The sequence below is a fragment of the Pseudoalteromonas sp. SWYJZ19 genome (genome assembly GCF_015864375.1).
GTDB classification, from domain to species: Bacteria; Pseudomonadota; Gammaproteobacteria; order Enterobacterales; family Alteromonadaceae; genus Pseudoalteromonas; species Pseudoalteromonas arctica.
Genome location: NZ_JADYXI010000004.1, coordinates 197,967 through 217,019, shown reverse-complemented (window position 1 = coordinate 217,019; position 19,053 = coordinate 197,967). Strand labels below are relative to the sequence as shown.

The window sequence follows — 19,053 nt, the reverse complement described above, 5'->3', positions numbered from 1 at the left end:
CGCCCCTAGATAGAACAATTTTTAATCCTGAAAGGTCAACAGGCCCTAGCAGCTTTGTATGCATCACGTTAGTATAGTGTTCTACTTAAGTTACATAACGATAATTACATGAGCATAAAAACAAACGCGTTAATTTACTTTTTAGCTTTTTGCAGCGGCTTTTGCATAATGGGCATTGAGCTTTTAGGTGGGAGGATTCTTGCCCCCTTTTTTGGCAGTAGCGTGCATATTTGGGGCAGTATAATTACTGTGTTTATGCTTAGTTTATCTTTTGGGTATTTACTTGGTGGTAAACTCAGCACTAAAAATGCATCCCTTACCAAATATGGTTTAATATTTTTAATTGCCAGCATTATGGTTGTTCCTATTACATTATTTTCGCAGCCTATAATGGAATTTATATTTACCCATATTGAAGATAGCCGCTACGGCTCACTCTTAGCGTCAACTGCTTTATTTTTTATACCTACCGTTATTTTAGGCATGATCTCGCCCTACTCTGTGCGCTTACTGGTAACAGATAGCGATAAAAGCGGCCAAGTTGCTGGGCGTTTATACTTTGTAAGTACGCTTGGCAGTGCCCTGGGTACTATTATTACCTCGTTTTACTTTGTGCTCGCGTTTGACGTAAATACAATTATTAGCGCCTTTGCTTTAACACTTGGGGCACTGGGTTTAGTCGCGATTGTTATTAATACCTTGGTTAATAATAAGGGGCTTGCTCATGCTTAAATATTTGCTACTGCCATTAATTGTGTTTTCAGGTTCTGCGTTTAGTAACGTTATTCATGAAGAACGCTCGCTTTATCGCAATATTATTGTTGAAGAAACGAGCGACTTACGTTGCCTTAAATTTAATACTAAAAGTAGCCAAACAAGCCAAAGTTGCATGTATAAAAGCAATCCCGACAAACTTGTTTTTAATTACACAAAATTGACGTTTGCGAGCCTTTTAGTAACCGACAACCCTAAAAGTGTACTTATTATAGGATTAGGTGGCGGTACGCTTTCTAATGTTATTCATGAGCTATACCCCACTGCAAATATTCATAATGTTGAAATAGATCCTGCAGTAACTAAAGTTGCACGCGATTACTTTAACTTTATAGAAAACGACTTAGTGACATCAAGCGTGCAAGATGGCCGTATTTTTATAAAGCGCGCCGCTATTAAAAAGCAAAAGTACGATTGGATTATTTTGGATGCGTTTAACGGTGACTATATTCCGGAGCATTTGCTCACTAAAGAGTTTTTTGAAGAAGTACAAAGCGTATTAGCCGATGGTGGCGTTATTGCCGCAAATACGTTTTCAAGTAGTAAACTTTATGAGCATGAGTCGGCAACTTACCACGCTGTATTTGGCGACTTTATAAATGTAAGCCGCGAAAATCGCAGCAACCGTATTATTTTAGCGGGACTTAAATCAATACCGAGCGAAGCGCAAATTAACACGCGTGTTAATGCTCTCGCCCCTAAATTAGTAAAATACGGTGTAGATATAAAAGCGATTAGCCAACTTATGCACTTTACTAAAGACGGCCAAGATTGGCCTGCAGATACAAAAGTACTTACCGATCAATACTCCCCAGCTAATTTACTTAACTTTTAAAACTCCCTAAACCTCACCATTTTTTTACAGGTGAGGTTTAGCAAATATTTTGCCACTTCTCGCACTTACGCATATTTACTTAGCTTGCTAAGTAATGATAAAATAGTTAGCTTGCTAACTATGTTGGGATGGCTATGCCTACACAAAAACCTTTTCACGAGACGCTCGATTTAACCGTTATCGGTAATATGGGCCGAGTTCATCGCTTATGCCGCGAAGCAGTAACCATTGCTGTTGAGCCTTTGGGGCTTACTCAGTCGCGCTGGACTGCACTAATGCATATAAATATGCGTGGTGAGGGACTAACACAACTTGAACTTGCTAATAGCTTAGGGATAGAAATGCCTTCACTGACTCGCACGCTTAAGCAATTAGAGGAGCAATCGTTAATCGTTCGCCGTGTAGACAAACATGATAAGCGCAGTAAAAGACTCTATTTTACTGAGCAAAGTGATGCCATTTTACATTCATTGCAAGAGACCATTTCCGATATAAAAAATCAGTTATACAGCGGTTTATCTGTTGAGCAGCTAGATGCCATTGCATTTGGTTTGATCAAAATAGAGCAAAACGCCCTTAAATGTATTCAAGTTAATAAGTAAGGCTAAAAATGACACCGGATCAAAAGTTTGCACGCTATGTAAGGTTTTCTCTCATAGGGTTTATCTTAGTATTTATTTACTATTTAGTGGCCGATATGGTTTTACCTGTGACACCACAGGCACGTGTATACCACCCTGTTGTGCAAATATCACCGCAAATTAGTGGCCGAGTCACTAGTGTGCAAGTTAATAATAACCAACCAGTTAAAGCGGGCGATATATTATTTAGTATCGATGAAGGCCCATATAATTTAGCCAAAGAGCAAGCTCAACTCGCGCTTGATGATGCCAAATTACAAAATAAGCGTCTTGATACCAATGTTAAAGCCCTTGAAGCACAAATTAGTGCTGCAAATGCTAAGCAGCATGAGCAAAAGCTATTAAAAAGCAGAGGCGAAAAACTCTATACTCAAAAGTCTATATCGGAGCAAGAGCTTGAAAGCATTCGTGCTAACTTTGAAGCCAGTAAAGCAAATGTTGCGGCTCTAGAAGCGCAGTTAGCTGAAGCAGTTTTAGCTAGAGGTGACTCAGGTAATAAAAACTTAGCTATGCGTCATGCTGCTAACCAGTTAGCGCAGGCTGAGTTAAATTTATCCTACACGCAAGTACGTGCACTAAGTGACGGCGTAGTTGCTAACTTACAGTTATTAGACGGCGCGTATGCTGTTGCAGGTAGCCCATTATTAGCTATTGTCGCTAAAAAAGCCGATTTAGTTGCCGACTTTAGAGAAAAGTCACTCTCAAATATGAAGCAAGGCACTCAAGCGCGCGTAGTATTTGATAGCCGCCCAGGTGAAGTTTACGACGCAATACTAGAAACATTTGAAGCAGGTGTTAGCAACGGTCAACTTAGTGCAAATGGTTTACTAAGTACAACAGAAACCAGCAATCGTTGGGTACGCGATGCACAGCGTCAACGCATTCATTTAAAGCTCGTAAATCATCAAGACTTAATAGCAAACATGCCGAGCGGGTCACGTGCAACAGTACAATTATTACCAGAATCGACAATTGGGCAATGGTTTGGCTCTGCACAAATTAGGTTTATTAGCTGGTTACACTACATTTATTAATGGAGACTTTATGACTCAAATTGTTAGCCAAGGCCCACAATTAGACTCTAATGGCCTTCGCCAAGCACTACGCATTGCAGGTGGATGCACCCTTGGCTTTACTATTAGTAAATTAATGAACTGGCCAAATGGTATATTTTTTACCGTTTATCCTATGTTGATATTGGGCATGGTACCTACGTTAAGTCGTGGGCTTATAAATCAATTTATAGCATCTGCTGCATTTAGCGCGCTTATAGTGCTGATAATGCAGGGATTGTTTTCTCACTTACCAGTCGTTATGACATTATTAGTGTTTGGTGTTTTTTGCTTTTTATTTTACCAAATGAGTAGCGGTAGTGCCTTTTTATTTGGCGCTTTAGGCGTGATAAGCCTTTCTATTCAGCTGCATTTTTCGAGCTATGTTGATGAAGGAAGTAGTATTTATCCGTTAATTTTAACTAATGGTTTGGCTATATTTTTAACCGTTGTTATTGGAGCATTAATGCATGGCCTATTTCCTGATGTAACCGCAAGGCCCGGGCGAGTAATGCCAGCTAAAGCAAAAGAAAGTATTCGCCATGAGGTATTGTTATGCTCAACCGTGGCTACGCTCTCTTTTGTGGTTTTTCAGGTTCTTGATTTACAAGACTCAATATCTGCGCAGGCAGCTTCTGTGCTTATTTTGTTTTCATTATGCTGGAAAGCCGCAGGTATGGCTGGTTGGCAGCGAGCAATTGGAACGCTTATAGGGTGTAATGCAGCGTTACTATCGCAACTATTTTTGTATAGTCACTCTGATTTTTTACTTTTTCCGATGGCTATTTTATGGATACTTTCGTTTCTTTTTGCGCGTTTTCATATTTTAGGCGGAGGCATACCTGGTATTGGTTTTGGTGTGTTGACTACGTTTGGTATTTTATTTGGGAACTCACTCGGACCAGGCCAAGATCTTGTTTATAGCGCAATGTACCGGTTTAGCTCGGTATCGGTGGCTATAATATTAAGTTTGTGCATTGTGTATATTATGCACCATATACTTAATCGGTTTAGTGTAACTCGCCATCATACTTTTGATTAGGTAAATCTTGTTTTATAAAACTAAAGGCTGCAATTGCAGCCTTTTTTATAAGCTTAGTTAAGCTATTTTAATGATATAAATAAACTATAATTTTGTTTTAAATACTCACCAGCAGCTCTTTGTACACAATAAAGCTTTTAGTCTTTTTGGGTGATAAGGAGCGTAAGCACACCTGCTATAATCCCCCAAAAGGCAGACCCCACTGAAAGCAATGTTAAGTTAGATGCTGTTACTAAAAAAGTAACAATTGCGGCCTCCGTATATTTAGTACTGCTAAGGGCTTGCTGCAAACTATTAGCAATGGTGCCAAATAGCGCAATGCCCGCCAAAGCTAAAATAAGTGCCTGCGGTAAACTTGCTACCAACCCAACTAATGTAGCTGCGCGCAGCGCCATTAAAATATAAAATGCGCCCGCAGCTATACTCGCCCAATAACGTTTATCATGATTTTTATCCGCTTCATCACTCATACAAATAGCAGCAGTAATAGCAGCTAAATTAATAGAGTAAACTCCAAATGGGGCTGTGAATATATTCACAAAACCAGTCACGTTTAAAGTAGCCGATATTGGCGCTTTATATTTATGCGCTTTTAAAACAGCAATACCCGGTAAATTTTGCGAGGTCATGGTAACTATATAAAGTGGTAAACCTATGCTAATGCATGCTTGCAAGTGAAAAACGGGGTCAATATAAGCAAATTCGCTCATTTTCCAGTGCAGTGCGCTGGTATCAATATGGCCCATTTGCCAAGCGAGTAGTACACCTATAATAAGCACACTTAACATAGCAAAGCGGGCAAAAAAGCGTTTACCAATAAAGTACATAACAACCATTAAGCCAATCACTAAAGGCATGTCGTTCATAAAATTAAACACATCAATACCAAAGGTAACAAGTACGCCGGCCAACATGGCGCACGCAAGCTCACTTGGAATACGGTTCATTATTTTTTCAAACCAGCCCGTCACCCCCGACAAAAAAACGAGCAATGCACTGAGCATAAACGCGCCAATAGCCTCGTTTAAGTTATACCCTTGTGCACTTGAAATCAGTAATGCAGCCCCCGTGGTAGACCACGCAATTAAAACAGGCACTTTGTAATAGTACGACAAACCTATTGACGTTGTGCCCATCACTAAACCAAGCATTAAAATCCAACTAGCTACTAAATCAGGCGTGCCTCCAAGGGTTATCACCACCTGATAAATCAATGCAATGGAACTCGAAAAACCAATAATTACAGCCACAAGCCCTGCTGTAATTCGGTTAAGCAACTGATCAGACACCTTCATAAATCCCTCGTAATGCCATTTATGCAGCACACAACATACGTGCCCGATAAATGCATTGCAATTAGCGATTAGTTTACAAAGAGTGAAAAAAATTCACTTTTTATTTTTCATTGTAATTAACGTCAAAAAGTCACTTTTAACCATTGTATTTAACTAAACAAACAAGTACCCACAAACGCGCCAAAGGCCGCATAAACCCTACAAAAAACCAATACTAAAAAGAGTGAAAAACATACCAAAAATAAATATCCTTATATTTTATAAGGAATTATGAAATTTAGAATTAATTCTTTTCGGTTACATTTATTATCTTGATCTAATCCATTTAATAATATAAAACATAACAAACAGTTAACTAAAAACACTAAAAGAGAAACAAATGAAGAGATCTGTCGTCTTACTAATTGCTATACCATTATCGGCATTTGCAGTTTATGGGCTATTTTTTAATGCAGATGAAACGGGCGAACCTATCGCGCCTGTTGCTATTGATTTTGTTCCTATTGATTTACAAAAAACGCGCAATACACATCCCCCGGCACCTATTGATATGAGTAAAGATCCAATTACCGTTAAACCTATTATTACCCCTGACAACAGCTTACCGTTTGAAGAATTTGATGCCGTAAATCGCCTATCCGACAAAGCAAAGCAAGTGCTTATAAACGCAAAAGTTTTACCTACCGACTTACATAACGAGGCCTATATTGAGTTTGATTTAAATTCTTTACAGGCGTTAGAGACTGGCGAAAATTTTGATTTAGCTATTCCGCAAACAGCCGAAACATTCACCGCAGAAGTGACTAATGTGGTTGAGTCTGAAAATGGCGATAAGAGCATATTTGGCAAAATAGTGGGTGTTGATGGCCGCATGCATAATACCGTTTTAACGGTAGGTAAAGATGCCGTATATGGTCAATTTACTGCGCCTTCTGGCAATTATGTATTCGAAAGTAAAGGTAAGTACGGATGGATTGCAGCAAAACGCGATTTATATAAAAGCCACATAGAGCATGATGTAACCGCACCAAAACCCAAATCAGATAAAAGCATCGATATATTTGCACCAAAAATTGATGGCTAACCAATAATCAAAATATAAAAAACAACTAAAGCCGCACTATAGGGCAGCTTTAGTGTGTCTGCTTTTTATGAGATCAACCAAGTTAAAAACAAGTTCCAACCACAACAAGAGTAAGGAAATACAATAATGAAAAAAGTAATCACAACAACCGCACTGGCTGCGGCATTATGTGCAGCAAGTGTTGCACAAGCAGAAACAATCGATATCGGTATTTTATATACCGACCAATCAGCTGCTGCAACTAGCAATATTGACACTAAAATAAATCAACTAATTGCTTTTAGTAATCAGGTATATAGCCAAAATGGCGTTGATATAACACTACGCTTAGCTGGCAAACAAAACTTAGGTGACTATGCAGTAACGCCGTCTGAGGATTGGTTAGATTCGGTTACAAATAGCAGCTACGTAGATGGTTTACGCAGCGATTGGAAAGCCGACATGATTGCCGTATTAGGTACTGGTCAAAGTGCTGGCAATGGGCTTATTTCATGTGGTTTAGCATGGGTTGGCCAAGGCACTAATGGCAATCTATACAGCTCAATGAGCAGCCGTATGTACTCAATCACTGCAATTGATTGTGGTGCAACTACATTTGTACACGAACTTGGTCATAACCAAGGTTTAGCGCATTCACGCAAACAAGGTGATACGTCTGGCGGTGTATATGTAGATGGCATGGGTCACGGCGTACAAAACGAGTTTGCAAGTATAATGGCTTACCCGCACGTTTACGGTAGCGCTACTCAGTACGATTACTTCTCTAACCCTGGCTGGAGCGTAAACGGTATTGCATTTGGTATTACAAACCAAGCGCATGCAATTCGCACAGTTACTGCTACAAAAACAAGTATTGCTAACTTTAAATAAGCTGCCCAATAAAAAAGTGGGCTAAATAGCCCACTTTATAGTTTTAACATGTTCTTCCCTGCAGAGCGCTTACGCGCTCTTTTAGATTAAGCTAATGCACAACGATTTTTTGCTTAATTGCTGGCATTAATGTTTTACCATTGCCGTCTACTTTGTTTAACAATTTAAGTCCCATCACTTTTGCAAGTACTGGGTAAATATCAAGGTTATTTACTTCTTTAAGGCTTACACCTTGTTTAAATGCAGGGCCTACAGCAATAAATGATGCTGCCATATCCTCGGTATATGCATAACCGTGAGTCCCTAAATAGGTTGGTTTTTTACCATTGGTAAATACCGCTGGCGCTGTAGTTTGCACCACAATATCGCCTACGCGAGTGCCTTTATTGTAATGATACGCTGCTAATTGCTCGTCAGTTAATACTGTATAACGACCGTTTGACGCATCTCGTAAACGTGCTTTGTAACCTTCAATATCAGCGTTTTTAGCATCCGGTTGGGTATAAATAAGTAAACGTGGGCCAGTATTTTTAACTAAAAAGTTTTCATCTTGAGGCAGTGTGGTTACATCAATGCTTTTATCTGGATCTATACTCGCCATACCATGATCCGAGACAATAACTAAGTTTACCTCTTGCTCTAATTTACTTAAGCGAGTTTGTAATTGCCCCATTAATTCATCAAGCTGTTTAACTGCATCACGCGTTTGTGGTGCGTCTGGCCCAAATTCATGGCCCATGCTATCAACTAGCGAAAAGTAACTCGCAATAAAACGTGGGCGCTGTGCTTTTGGTAAGCTTAACCACTGAATAATTTGATCAACACGGCTTTGGTAATCGCTGTATTTAGAATAGTGATAAAAGTAATCTGGTGTCATGCCGTTAAATAATGCATCTGACTCAGGCCAAAAATAAGTAGCCGATTTAAGTCCCTGCATTTTGGCTAAATTCCAAAGCGGAATACCCTTTACCCATGTGCTATCGCCCAATGCTTTGCCCATGCTGTAACAGTCGTTTTTACGCGCTTTATCACAAAAGCTATTATCAACAATGCCATGGTTTACTGGCAGTAAGCCCGTAATAATAGAAATATGGTTAGGAAACGTTTTAGTTGGATAAACAGGTATTAGCTTTTGTGCGCGAACACCGCGCTCGGCCATTGCTTTTAAATTTGGCGCGCCGTGTTTTTCAATATAATCCCAACGCAAGCCATCAATTGATACAAGCACCACAGTTTGCTCTTTTGCAGCAAATGCGCTGTTCATTCCTAACATTAGGCAAATTGATACTGCCTTTAAAATCCACTGTTTCATTATAAACACCTATAAATGCACAACAATTACTCAAAAAATTATTTTAAAGCAAGTTGTTACTTTATGATACAAACTGATAGATTAAACCCTGTATATTAAAGACAAATGACTATGTGCTAAAAACTATGCCAGTCATCAATTGTAAAAAAGGACAAGTATAAAGATGACCATAGATTTTAGTAAAAAAATAACGCCAGCACGAATGTACCGCACAACCTCTAACTTACAGATGGCGCTAGAAAGCGACCGTGGCCGTATTATTAACAGTGCCGCTATTCGCAGGCTGCAGCAAAAAACACAAGTGTTTCCGCTTGAGCGTAACGCAGCTGTTCGTTCGCGCTTAACTCACTCGCTTGAGGTACAACAGGTTGGTCGTTTTATAGTGCAACGTATTTTTGCTAATTTAAGCTACCAACAGCAAAAAGATTACGGCTTAACCGACCTAGAACGCCCGCTAGAAAGCTTAGTAGAAATGGCCTGCCTAATGCACGACATAGGCAACCCACCGTTTGGGCATTTTGGCGAAGCGGCTATTAACCACTGGTTTAATAACAACCTAGCAAGCGTAACACCCGAGCGCTGTAAAGAACCAAACACCGGTATAGGTGTTGTTTTTAAACACCTTGCGCTTGATATTTGTAACTTTGAGGGCAACGCTCAAGGCATACGTATAATTCATTCTTTGCAAACGCTTAATTTAACCTACAGCCAAAGTGCTGGTATTTTAAAATACACTCGCCCTGCTGGGCTTGATGTAAAAGACATACCCCAAAATAAAAACTACTTAATGAAAAAAGTGGGTTACTACTACAGCGAAAAAAACTTTGTTGAAGCGCTACAAAAAGAGCTCACTATTGAGCCTTACTGCCGCCATCCTGCAAGTTACATAATGGAAGCCGCCGACGACATTTCGTATTGCCTAGCCGACATAGAAGACGCCGTAGAAAAAGACATAATAAGCACTGAGTTGCTGTGCGAAAAACTTAAAAGTAGTTACAAAAAAGTATTAATAAACCTGTTAATCGACGACGCTCAACATCAAAATTTTGTAGACAAAGCAGTAGACTACGCACTAGAGCGTGCACAAGCACAACCCTATAATTTTAATAGTGAATTTTTTATATACTTGCGGGTTGCATTGCTACATCCGCTAGTAAATCACGCCGCAAAACGCTTTATCGAAAATATAGAACCTATTTATCATGGCGATTTTAACCAAGCGCTTTTAGAAGATAGAAGCCATCTACATGCAGTAACTAAAACACTAAAGCAGGTAGCGCTTGAGCATGTATTTTCAAACAAAGAAGTCGAAAAATTAGAGCTACAAGGGTATCGCATAATTAATGGTTTGCTCGATTGCTATAAACCATTACTGCTACTAAACAAGGATGACTTTAAGCGTGCACTAAATGGCGATTCACGTTTATTAATAGAGTCGCGACTTGTTAAAAAGCTCTCTAAAAAGCACTTAAATAGTTACCAACACGCAATAGATGCGATGCAAGAAGAGCCCGATCACTTTGCGGCATACGAGTTTTATTATCGTTGTAGATTAATCCAAGATTATATAAGCGGTATGACCGACCAATTTGCTTACGATGAATATCGCAGCCTTATGGTTATTGATTAGTTGTATTACTCTGGATAATTTTTAATTTTGCGCTTAAAATCAAACTATTAATATTTAAGCGCGCATAACTTCATGATATCAAAACTAATTAGATTTACCCTTTGCTTTGCCTTATTTTATAGTGCGCAAAGTGCTGCATACAACGAAGCTATGTGCATTTTAATTAAACAAGAAATACAGCAAAATAGTAATAATAAAGCGAGTCAAAAATATCGTAAAGCTGCGCGTGATTACAAAAATAACTGTAATAAGCCAAAAGAAATTCAAGCACAACCTAAGCCCCAAATAATAGAGCCTGAACCGACTATTATTACTCAGCCACAACCTAAAATTGTTGAACCTGCCCCTGTAATTAAACCCACTGAAGAAGCTGTTAAAGAAAGCATCAACGAGCAAACCCTTAATTTAACTAATGATCAAAAACAACAAATAAACGATCAGCTAAATACCAACAGTAACGAAATAGTAATTGATGCAGAGCCAACAAAAGCAGCACCCGAGCAAGTAGTTACAGAGCAAAAAAACGAAGCTGTGATAGAGCAAGTAAAACCGGCAACGCCAGAGCAAAACGTTCAACCTACGCCTGAAAAGCCTGTACCTGTAAAACCAGCAGCTGTGTTAACTAAACCAGCGCCAGTAATTACGCCGCAACCTGTAGCGCAGAGCCCAAGCTCGTTACTTTTACCCACTTTAATACTTGTTATAGTGGTACTTATTGGCGCTATGATAGTCGTGCGCCTGCGCCGTGCAAAACAAAGCAAAGCGATGGCAGAACCGACTATAGCGGCTCCACCTAAAGTTAAATCAGAAAAAATTGCTACGTCAGCTAAACCTGAAACTAAAGCAACAAAGCCAGTACAAACAACAAAAGAGCCAGAGATTGAGCCTGTCGTCATCAACGAAGCAACTCAAAATAATAAAGCAGTTGAGAGCAGCGTAGCGACAAATGAAGAGTCAGTGGAACCTACTAACACAGCGCAAAATACTGATATTGAACATACAACAACGCAAATTTCAGATGAGCAAAACAACGTAGCTACACAAGTGAAAACAAGCGAAATTGAGCCTACACCGCTTAACTTAACTGATACTTTAGAGCAAACAAGTACCGCTACGTTTAACGAAGTAAAACAAAAACCTGAACCTAATACCGCCGAGTTTGAAGCCGCCGCCAAAACAACCTTAGAGCGCATTAAAAATGCCAGCAGCTTTAATGAGCCAGAGGTACGCGACTTTGACCCAGATGCAAAGCCAGTAAAAAAACAACGTAAGCACCATACAGCGCAAGTAACGGAATCTGCGCCAATAGAAGCTGAACATAACACTGTAGAGCCGGTTATTAGTACTCCCGAGCCAGTAACAGCGAGTGAGCCGGTTATAGATTTACACGCTCCAGAGCAAATATCTGACGCCCAATCGACTACGTATACAACCGAGCAAGACTTTAAAGAACCAGAGGTGCGTACATTTAACCCAGATGCACCATTACCTGGTGAAAAGCCGACGCCTAAAAAAGAAGACGCGATACCTGAGCAAGCACAAACAACACCGCTAGTTGATGAGCCAGTAATTGAGCCTAAAAAAGCGGACAGTAACAATCCATTTGCTAACTTATCGTTAGACTCAAGCTGGGATCCTGACTCGGCTGAAAAGCCCAAAATAGAAGAGAAAAAACGCGCGCCTAAATCGCAAGCATTAATAGATGCAGAAGAACGCGCTAAAAACATGCAAACCAAATAGTAAGTTTTAAAGTAGCGCCTCATATTTGAGGCGCAGTTTTAGTAACCAAATAATTAACTGCTTTTTTACCGTATTACTTACACTCTTATCCTATCCTAAAATGCGCCCTAGTAATTAGAAGCTTCACTCCTCGCGCAAACAAGCTCAGCGCCTAGTGCAATATTCAAGCTTAAGAGTCTTTTGTAAGCCTACAACTTGTTGACGCGATGGGTGCAGAGCATACATTTAACAGGTGGTATTTTTAGACTGGAGTTTACGGCTACGTTATCCGTAGCCTTAAATTAAAGTAACTTGGTCAACATGCCCTAATTAAAAGTCCTAGTTAACAGCCCTAGCGGTACGTTTATTTTTAAGCTTTAACCCGCCAATTAATAGCAGTGGCCCTATAAACATGGCAAGGCCATACACGCCACCGGTGACCGCGTATTCTGGTTTATTCAAAAAGCTAATAGCAATTAAAATAGCTAACGATGCATTTTGAATTCCAACCTCAATTGAAAGCGTCAGCGAATCAGTTAAATTTAATTTTGAACACTTAGCAATTAACCAACCAACAACCATTGAACCAATATTAAGTGCTATGCACGCCCAAAATACATCGTTAAATGAGCTAACTAATAAATCGCGCTCTTTTATTACGAGTGCTGCAATCATCATAAGCATAAAAAACAACGAGAAGCGTCTAAAAAACGGCTCTGCTTTAATGGCAAAATCACTTTTAAAGTGACGTAACCAAATGCCTATAGCAACTGGCACTAAGGTAATAAAAAATAGCCCTAATGAAGTAATTAAAATAGAGAAAGTAGCATCGTCTGCTGGGGCAAACTGGCTCATAGCAAAGCCAATAATAAACGGTGTGGTTATTATACTAATTGCGGTAGAGGCAGCGGTTAAACTTACCGAAAGCGCTAAATTAGCTTTAGCAAGCTGGCTTACTACATTTGACATAGTACCGCCTGGGCAGGCAGCTAATATCATTAAACCAATAGCTATAGGCGTTGGTAGGTTAAGTAAATAACACAGCCCTAATGCTAATAAAGGCATTGCTACAAGTTGGCCTATTAAACCCATAACAATGGCGAGCGGGCTTTTAAATAGACGAGTAAAATCGTTTGTTGTGAGCCCAAGACCCATACCAAACATAATAAGTGCAAGGGCGAGCGGAAGTATTACTTCAGTTAATATAGATGCATTCAAATTAGACAGCCTCGTTTGTTATTTTTTTTAATTGGAGTGTTAATTTTTAAGTTAACTGTATACCAATTCGCTTAATTAAGTGATCTATTTTGAGGATAGAAAAACGTGTTGATAGCTAGGCAAAAAATTCGCTATTTAGTTGTTCTAAATGAGAATTTTTTAACACAGGTAGCGACACGTTTAGCCCCGCAAAATGATTAAGTATTATTGCGGATTGGTATAACGCCCCTTTACAATAAATCCTAATGCTAGAAGCATTACTTATTTAAAATAGTAGCAATGCGTTTACCCAGTTCTGGAAGTACATCTTGCTCAAACCATGGATTCTTTTTAAGCCATATATTATTGCGCGGACTCGGATGTGGAAGCACTAAATAATTTGGCCAATACTCACGCCACGATTTTACTAACTCCGTAAGTGGCATTTTTTTAGTCTCCGGTAAATGATACGCCTGCGCGTATTTACCTAATACTATTGTCAGCTCAATATTTGGTAGTGCAGCCAATAATTGCTCGCGCCATGCTGGGGCACATTCTTTTCTCGGTGGTAAATCACCCGACTTCCCCCTACCCGGGTAGCAAAAGCCCATAGGTAAAATTGCTATATTATTAGCGTCGTAAAATTCATCACGTGTTAGCCCAAGCCATTCTCGTAGGCGGTTTCCGCTTGCATCGTTAAACGGCACGCCTGTTTCGTGAACTTTTATACCCGGTGCTTGGCCTGCGATTAAAATACGTGCGTTTGGGTTAAATTGTATTACAGGTCGAGCCCCTAAAGGTAAATGAGGATCACAGATCACGCATTTACTAACTTGGTCTATTAATTGGTGACTATTCATGTTTATTTGGCCTTAAATGCTTAATTTTCATCCTAAATGGCCATTTAGGATAAATGAGTTGGTAAAAAATCGGTTTATTTTATCTAAAATGGCGATTAGTTAGTAAAATCCTGATCTTTAAGCCTAAATGCCCTACAGCCCTTATAGTACCTAGTGTTCTTTCGCCCATACCGCAAATTCGTTACCACTTGGTTCTGTAAAGTGAAACCGACAACCGCCAGGAAACTCAAAAATAGGTTTTAATATTACTCCGCCAAATGTCTCTACTTTTTTAAAGGTTGCGTGTATGTCGTCGCTATAAAAAATAAGTAATGCTGCCCCATACTGAGTTAGTGATTTTAATGGAGCCTGAAAAATCCCACCATCTAACCCCTGCCCACTAAACGCCGTGTATTCTGGGCCGTAGTCAGTAAACTGCCAATTAAATACATGACTAAAAAAGGCCTTAGTTGCGGGTAAGTCGCATGCAGGAAACTCTACGTAATTTAGTTTTTCGTGATCGCTCATCGTTATTTCACTCTTTATTTTTACTCAGTTTATTAACCTTAAGCTTTACATGCAGCCTGTGCAATATCATTAAACAATAACAGATCAGTATTTTACTAAGTAATCTGAACTCTGGATAATAAATCTATCTCGAGCAGCTATTTTCAGCGCTAGAGAAAATAAATTTAAATATCACCATAATTCAATACGTATAAAACCTGTTAACCAAGGTTCAGGTTAAGTAAGAAGGATAATTTACTAAAAGTTAGCCGCCGTAAATGAGAATAGCTATCTTTTGTATTTGTAACATATATAATAGCGCCTTTGTTTTATCCTCAGCTTTAAATAAAGGGATTAATTAACTATGCAGGCACCTTTGCACAGTGCGCCATTCGATAAGGTTAACGTAATTGCGCTTATAGTAAAAAGCGTAAGCAGTTATCGAGTTTTGGTATTTTTACGTTTTTTTATTGCCATAATTGGTGGCTATGCCTTTACCTCTGCAAGTACTGCGTTATTAAGTTTTGTATTGCCAATAGCTAAGCAAGACGCTGTACTGTTTAGTGTTTCAATCAGCATTTTAATTTATGCCGTAGTATTTATTTATGCCTTTAGCGTTAAATCATTAAGAAAAATTTGGATCAGTATTTTACTAAGTACAGGTGCGTTTATCGGATTGCTTGTATTACTAAAGGGTTGGGTATGAAAGACAGCTTTTTCAGATCGATGACTTGGTTACACACTTGGGTAGGGTTACTCGTTTGTTGGTTATTATATTTAATATTTTTTGCAGGAACACTTAGCTTTTTTAGAGACGAAATAACGCTGTGGAATCAACCTGCCATACATAATGTACAAGCCCAAACACAGCGTATAGAAGCGCAAAAACAACAAATAATTACAGGGTTCGATTACTTAGCTAACCATGGAGCTAACTCATCAAGCTGGCGTATTACATTACCTGAGCCGCGTATTCCTTATTTAATTTATGGTTATGCAAAGCCAAAAGAGCCAGGCCAGCGCCGCAGCCAGTTTAAAAACACACAGTTAAACCCTAATACCATGAAAGAGCTTGAGCCCTTTGTAGATACTAAAGGTGGTAACTTTTTTTATCGGCTGCACTATGATTTACATTACATGGATGCAATAACCGCACGCTGGATTGTGTGCTTTGCTAGCTTTTTTATGCTAATTGCCATTATATCGGGTGTGGTTATTCACAAGCGTATTTTTAAAGATATGTTTAGTTTTAGACGTAATAAAGGTAGCCGTACGTGGTTAGATGCCCACAATTTAAGCTCTGTGCTTGCCCTGCCTTTTCATTTAATGATTACTTACACGGGCATGATTACGCTCATATTTATGTTGTTTCCCTACCCTGCGCAAACGTCTTACGATAACGGCATGCGTGGCTTTTTTAACGATGTAACCCCTCGCAACACCATGACCGATAAAGCCCAAGGCGAATCGTCAATGGTGCCGATTCAAAGCATTTTGGATCAGGTTTATACTAAGTGGCCTCATGCAGATATTACTCGCGTACAAGTTAACCAACCAAATATGGCAGCTTCAACAATTACCGTATTGGTAAGCGCAGGTAAAACACTGCGTGACCAAGCACCACGCTTAATATTTAGTGGTGCTACAGGGCAAATGGTTGCTAAAACTGATGACGAGCTAACTAGTAGCAAAGCGCTTTACGAATCACTTAATTCAATGCATACAGGGCGTTTATCTACGTGGTTACTGCGTTGGTTATACGTATTAGGCGGTATTGCAGGCTGTGTAATGATTGGCTCTGGCTGTATTATGTGGGCTAAGCGAATTCGCGAGCGAACTAAAAATAACGTTAAACCTTCGTTTGGTTTAAAACTAGTTGAGGGGTTAAACCTAGCCACTATTATGGGACTACCACTGGCAACGTGTGCATTTTTTATTGCTAACAGACTACTTAGCCCAACTACCGCAGAGCGCGCCGATAAAGAAATACTCGCGTTCTTTTTAACATGGCTAGCGGTTGCTCTTTTAGCACTTATAAAGCGCGACACACTGCAATGGCGAGTTATGGCAGCTATAAATGCTGTTGCATGTTTAAGCGTACCGGTTATTAATGCACTTACAACTAACGGTAATATAGTTAGCTATTTGATGCACAAACAGTGGGCTTTATTTACTTTTGATGCACTGTTTTTGTTATTTAGTATATTATTTTTTATACAAACCGAAAAATTACGTACTGCTAAAAACAACTCAAAAATAATCAGCCCTAACCAATCTAATAATCTTAAAAGGCAAAAATCATGATTGATTTACTTGGTTTTAGTCTGTGTTTGTTTGGTTTTAATGGTTTTGCACTGGCTAAGTTTAATCATTTTAAAGATGTATTTAAAAAACGCCCTACAGAATTACAAAGTAAAAGCCTGCTATTTATTGCTTGGATCAGTATTTTACTAAGCTTAGTACTTTGCGTAGCAACTCAAAGTGGTTATGGCGCGTTACTATTTTGTGGGTTTATGAGCCTAAGTGTCTTAATTATAATGGTTTTTTATAACTTTTTAGTAGGCTACGTAAAGTGGTTTAGTGTTTTAAGCGCCTTATTAATTGTACTTAGCGGTCTATTTTTAGCGTTAAACTAGCCTTAGTTAGTAAAAACGTGATCCGTTACTTTCCCATAGATTAGGGCGTGTTGATCTTTGGTGGGTGAATTTGCAGCAGACTGTTTGGTATTTAGGCAAGGCAGAGCCTATGTAGTGTGGTTATTCCCCATAAATAGGCGATAACGCAGCATAAATACCAAACATGCGCTGCCCTTTGGGTTCTTTTTAGGGACGATTAACTCTTTGTTGCCTACATGGATGTAGGTAAGGGGCGTGAGCAGGACGCGGAAGCTTTGCTCGGTTTTTACTTAGCCCACTAGGTTACAAACCTCGCGCCGCGATTTAATCGCCCCTAGATTGAACAGATTTCAATCCACAAAGATCAACACGCCCTAGGCAAAAAAAATGGCAAGCTATATAGCTTGCCAACAATAGGGGATATTCAGTGTTCCTAATACTTACTGTCTCACTGTAAGTGCTAGCAATATAGCGTTTATATATTTAATTTACTTTACAGTTAGATGACGTTTTTATTACCACTTTAAAAGCGCATACAGCTAACTGTAAACCCCCTTTACATACTCTCTTGATTTACCCAAATTATTTCATCAGTAGCAAAGCCTAACTCTTTCGCTTTAGTTAAAAAGTGCTCTTTAAGCTCTTTGCTAACCGTTGGTGTACGCGATAAAAACCACAAGTAATCTTTGTTGTAACTGGTTATAAATGCATATTGATAATCGGGTTGGTCAAGTTCAAAAATCACGTAAGCGCCATAAAATGGACCAAAAAACGAGACTTTAAAATGTCCGGTGTCGGTGCCCTCAACAAATTTGGCCAAGCCTTCGGCGTCATCCCATTTTTTATCATCCGTTAAATAGCCTTTGTTAAGGACCTTTACTGTGCCGTCGTCGTTAATTGAATAAGTCGCGGTAACTTGCTCCATACCTTCTTCAAACGAGTGATTAAGACGCGCTATTTCAAACCATTTGCCTTTATATTTTTGTATATCAAAGTTTTTAACGGGTGTTATTCCCTCAGGGGGGCTGGTGCAGGCACTAAGAAAAAATAGACCAGTAATAAGTAAACCGTATTTTATAGCCTTCATGTAAGCTCCTTTTCAATTATGTAATTTATGCTATTTCACAAGAATAAAATTTGCTATAGGATCGTCTTAATTCTAAAGCAATAAAAATGACCATAGCATGAAAATTTGGGTAGATGCAGACGCGTGTCCTGTCGTTATAAAAGAAATACTTTTTAGAGCGGCAGAGCGTATGAAAATCGACACTATTTTAGTGGCTAATCACGCAATGCGTATTCCGCCGTCAAAATACATAAGCCGCGTTCAAGTATCGTCAGGCTTTGATGTAGCCGACGACGAAATAGTGAAACGTATTGAAAAAGGCGATTTAGTTATTACTGGCGATATACCGCTGGCGAGTGAAGTAATTGATAACGGTGGGCAGGCGCTCAACCCGCGTGGCGAGCTTTACACCACGGAGAATATTCGCTCAATACTTAACGTACGCGACTTTATGGATACCATGCGCTCAAGTGGTGTAGAAATGAGTGGCGGGCCGCCTCCACTTAGTCAAACCGACCGTCAAAATTTTGCTAATAATCTCGATCGTATTTTAGCGCAAAACAAGGCTAACTAAC

19 protein-coding genes are annotated in these 19,053 nt (G+C 39.3%); 13 read left to right on the top strand and 6 right to left on the bottom strand.

Annotation, left to right across the window (positions count from 1 at the left end; all coding sequences use genetic code 11):
* The first annotated feature begins 108 nt into the window (after nucleotides 1-108).
* From I6F45_RS06025 to I6F45_RS06005, 5 genes are all read left to right on the top strand, one after another.
* A complete protein-coding gene (locus I6F45_RS06025; protein WP_007583564.1) occupies nucleotides 109-732 on the top strand; it encodes a fused MFS/spermidine synthase in 624 nt (207 codons plus the stop codon).
* Complete coding sequence (locus tag I6F45_RS06020) at nucleotides 725-1,609, top strand: spermidine synthase (protein WP_121953523.1); 885 nt, start codon at nucleotides 725-727, stop codon at nucleotides 1,607-1,609. Before I6F45_RS06025 ends, I6F45_RS06020 begins: the two co-directional genes overlap by 8 nt.
* Nucleotides 1,610-1,743: 134 nt before the next feature.
* Nucleotides 1,744-2,211, top strand: a complete 468-nt coding sequence (locus tag I6F45_RS06015; protein WP_007583567.1) for a MarR family transcriptional regulator — start codon at nucleotides 1,744-1,746, stop codon at nucleotides 2,209-2,211.
* 8 nt (nucleotides 2,212-2,219) lie between these two features.
* Nucleotides 2,220-3,284 (top strand): HlyD family secretion protein, encoded by a 1,065-nt coding sequence (locus I6F45_RS06010; protein WP_121953524.1) that lies wholly within the window; start codon nucleotides 2,220-2,222, stop codon nucleotides 3,282-3,284.
* 10 nt (nucleotides 3,285-3,294) lie between these two features.
* A complete protein-coding gene (locus I6F45_RS06005) occupies nucleotides 3,295-4,344 on the top strand; it encodes a DUF2955 domain-containing protein (protein ID WP_165740505.1) in 1,050 nt (349 codons plus the stop codon).
* A 137-nt stretch (nucleotides 4,345-4,481) separates the two neighbouring features.
* Here the strand turns inward: I6F45_RS06005 and I6F45_RS06000 are convergent, their stop codons facing one another.
* Nucleotides 4,482-5,639 (bottom strand): benzoate/H(+) symporter BenE family transporter, encoded by a 1,158-nt coding sequence (locus I6F45_RS06000; protein WP_197159949.1) that lies wholly within the window; start codon nucleotides 5,637-5,639, stop codon nucleotides 4,482-4,484.
* 379 nt (nucleotides 5,640-6,018) lie between these two features.
* Between I6F45_RS06000 and I6F45_RS05995 the strand changes: the two genes are divergently transcribed.
* Together I6F45_RS05995 and I6F45_RS05990 are read left to right on the top strand one after the other, a co-directional pair.
* Nucleotides 6,019-6,723 (top strand): hypothetical protein, encoded by a 705-nt coding sequence (locus tag I6F45_RS05995; protein ID WP_165740796.1) that lies wholly within the window; start codon nucleotides 6,019-6,021, stop codon nucleotides 6,721-6,723.
* Nucleotides 6,724-6,849: 126 nt separating this feature from the next.
* Nucleotides 6,850-7,593: a zinc-dependent metalloprotease family protein gene (locus tag I6F45_RS05990; protein WP_007583576.1), complete on the top strand. Its 744-nt coding sequence runs from the start codon at nucleotides 6,850-6,852 to the stop codon at nucleotides 7,591-7,593.
* Nucleotides 7,594-7,684: 91 nt separating this feature from the next.
* Here I6F45_RS05990 and I6F45_RS05985 read toward each other — a convergent pair whose 3' ends face one another.
* Complete coding sequence (locus I6F45_RS05985) at nucleotides 7,685-8,905, bottom strand: alkaline phosphatase family protein (RefSeq protein WP_165728810.1); 1,221 nt, start codon at nucleotides 8,903-8,905, stop codon at nucleotides 7,685-7,687.
* Nucleotides 8,906-9,068: 163 nt separating this feature from the next.
* Here I6F45_RS05985 and dgt point away from each other — a divergent pair, with 163 nt between their 5' ends.
* Nucleotides 9,069-10,535 (top strand): dGTPase, encoded by a 1,467-nt coding sequence (gene dgt, locus I6F45_RS05980; RefSeq protein WP_007583580.1) that lies wholly within the window; start codon nucleotides 9,069-9,071, stop codon nucleotides 10,533-10,535.
* A 72-nt stretch (nucleotides 10,536-10,607) separates the two neighbouring features.
* Nucleotides 10,608-12,275 carry a cell surface protein gene (locus I6F45_RS05975; RefSeq protein ID WP_197159946.1) on the top strand — a complete coding sequence of 556 codons (1,668 nt, stop codon included), beginning with the start codon at nucleotides 10,608-10,610 and terminating at the stop codon, nucleotides 12,273-12,275.
* Nucleotides 12,276-12,593: 318 nt separating this feature from the next.
* On the opposite strand, the gene I6F45_RS05970 is transcribed toward I6F45_RS05975, so the two are convergent.
* The 3 genes from I6F45_RS05970 to I6F45_RS05960 form a co-directional block, all read right to left on the bottom strand.
* On the bottom strand, nucleotides 12,594-13,472 hold the full coding sequence (locus tag I6F45_RS05970; RefSeq protein WP_101216036.1) for a bile acid:sodium symporter family protein: 879 nt from the start codon (nucleotides 13,470-13,472) through the stop codon (nucleotides 12,594-12,596).
* Between the two features lie 257 nt (nucleotides 13,473-13,729).
* Nucleotides 13,730-14,311, bottom strand: coding sequence for a uracil-DNA glycosylase family protein (locus I6F45_RS05965; RefSeq protein ID WP_024591552.1), 582 nt, complete (start codon nucleotides 14,309-14,311; stop codon nucleotides 13,730-13,732).
* A gap of 150 nt (nucleotides 14,312-14,461) precedes the next feature.
* Nucleotides 14,462-14,818 carry a VOC family protein gene (locus I6F45_RS05960; protein WP_165740799.1) on the bottom strand — a complete coding sequence of 119 codons (357 nt, stop codon included), beginning with the start codon at nucleotides 14,816-14,818 and terminating at the stop codon, nucleotides 14,462-14,464.
* Between the two features lie 343 nt (nucleotides 14,819-15,161).
* Here I6F45_RS05960 and I6F45_RS05955 point away from each other — a divergent pair, with 343 nt between their 5' ends.
* From I6F45_RS05955 to I6F45_RS05945, 3 genes are read left to right on the top strand one after another with little or no spacing between them, the layout of a single operon-like run.
* Nucleotides 15,162-15,503 (top strand): hypothetical protein, encoded by a 342-nt coding sequence (locus I6F45_RS05955; protein ID WP_165728812.1) that lies wholly within the window; start codon nucleotides 15,162-15,164, stop codon nucleotides 15,501-15,503.
* Nucleotides 15,500-17,101 (top strand): PepSY-associated TM helix domain-containing protein, encoded by a 1,602-nt coding sequence (locus tag I6F45_RS05950; RefSeq protein WP_197159945.1) that lies wholly within the window; start codon nucleotides 15,500-15,502, stop codon nucleotides 17,099-17,101. Before I6F45_RS05955 ends, I6F45_RS05950 begins: the two co-directional genes overlap by 4 nt.
* Complete coding sequence (locus I6F45_RS05945) at nucleotides 17,098-17,433, top strand: DUF3325 domain-containing protein (protein ID WP_165728814.1); 336 nt, start codon at nucleotides 17,098-17,100, stop codon at nucleotides 17,431-17,433. The genes I6F45_RS05950 and I6F45_RS05945 overlap by 4 nt, the downstream gene beginning before the upstream one ends.
* Nucleotides 17,434-17,968: 535 nt before the next feature.
* On the opposite strand, the gene I6F45_RS05940 is transcribed toward I6F45_RS05945, so the two are convergent.
* Entirely contained in the window at nucleotides 17,969-18,499 is a 531-nt protein-coding gene (locus I6F45_RS05940; RefSeq protein WP_165741980.1) for a lipocalin family protein, read from the bottom strand.
* A gap of 97 nt (nucleotides 18,500-18,596) precedes the next feature.
* Here I6F45_RS05940 and I6F45_RS05935 point away from each other — a divergent pair, with 97 nt between their 5' ends.
* A complete protein-coding gene (locus I6F45_RS05935) occupies nucleotides 18,597-19,052 on the top strand; it encodes a YaiI/YqxD family protein (RefSeq protein ID WP_165727905.1) in 456 nt (151 codons plus the stop codon).
* The last annotated feature ends 1 nt before the right edge of the window (nucleotide 19,053 follow it).

Excerpts from the sequence above, each read along its gene's own strand:
- I6F45_RS06025 (WP_007583564.1), top strand. The coding sequence starts at position 109 with ATGAGCATAAAAACAAACGCGTTAATTTACTTTTTAGCTTTTTGCAGC.
- I6F45_RS06020 (WP_121953523.1), top strand. The coding sequence starts at position 725 with ATGCTTAAATATTTGCTACTGCCATTAATTGTGTTTTCAGGTTCTGCG.
- I6F45_RS06015 (WP_007583567.1), top strand. The coding sequence starts at position 1,744 with ATGCCTACACAAAAACCTTTTCACGAGACGCTCGATTTAACCGTTATC.
- I6F45_RS06010 (WP_121953524.1), top strand. The coding sequence starts at position 2,220 with ATGACACCGGATCAAAAGTTTGCACGCTATGTAAGGTTTTCTCTCATA.
- I6F45_RS06005 (WP_165740505.1), top strand. The coding sequence starts at position 3,295 with ATGACTCAAATTGTTAGCCAAGGCCCACAATTAGACTCTAATGGCCTT.
- I6F45_RS06000 (WP_197159949.1), bottom strand. The coding sequence starts at position 5,639 with ATGAAGGTGTCTGATCAGTTGCTTAACCGAATTACAGCAGGGCTTGTG.
- I6F45_RS05995 (WP_165740796.1), top strand. The coding sequence starts at position 6,019 with ATGAAGAGATCTGTCGTCTTACTAATTGCTATACCATTATCGGCATTT.
- I6F45_RS05990 (WP_007583576.1), top strand. The coding sequence starts at position 6,850 with ATGAAAAAAGTAATCACAACAACCGCACTGGCTGCGGCATTATGTGCA.
- I6F45_RS05985 (WP_165728810.1), bottom strand. The coding sequence starts at position 8,905 with ATGAAACAGTGGATTTTAAAGGCAGTATCAATTTGCCTAATGTTAGGA.
- dgt (WP_007583580.1), top strand. The coding sequence starts at position 9,069 with ATGACCATAGATTTTAGTAAAAAAATAACGCCAGCACGAATGTACCGC.
- I6F45_RS05975 (WP_197159946.1), top strand. The coding sequence starts at position 10,608 with ATGATATCAAAACTAATTAGATTTACCCTTTGCTTTGCCTTATTTTAT.
- I6F45_RS05965 (WP_024591552.1), bottom strand. The coding sequence starts at position 14,311 with ATGAATAGTCACCAATTAATAGACCAAGTTAGTAAATGCGTGATCTGT.
- I6F45_RS05960 (WP_165740799.1), bottom strand. The coding sequence starts at position 14,818 with ATGAGCGATCACGAAAAACTAAATTACGTAGAGTTTCCTGCATGCGAC.
- I6F45_RS05955 (WP_165728812.1), top strand. The coding sequence starts at position 15,162 with ATGCAGGCACCTTTGCACAGTGCGCCATTCGATAAGGTTAACGTAATT.
- I6F45_RS05950 (WP_197159945.1), top strand. The coding sequence starts at position 15,500 with ATGAAAGACAGCTTTTTCAGATCGATGACTTGGTTACACACTTGGGTA.
- I6F45_RS05945 (WP_165728814.1), top strand. The coding sequence starts at position 17,098 with ATGATTGATTTACTTGGTTTTAGTCTGTGTTTGTTTGGTTTTAATGGT.
- I6F45_RS05940 (WP_165741980.1), bottom strand. The coding sequence starts at position 18,499 with ATGAAGGCTATAAAATACGGTTTACTTATTACTGGTCTATTTTTTCTT.
- I6F45_RS05935 (WP_165727905.1), top strand. The coding sequence starts at position 18,597 with ATGAAAATTTGGGTAGATGCAGACGCGTGTCCTGTCGTTATAAAAGAA.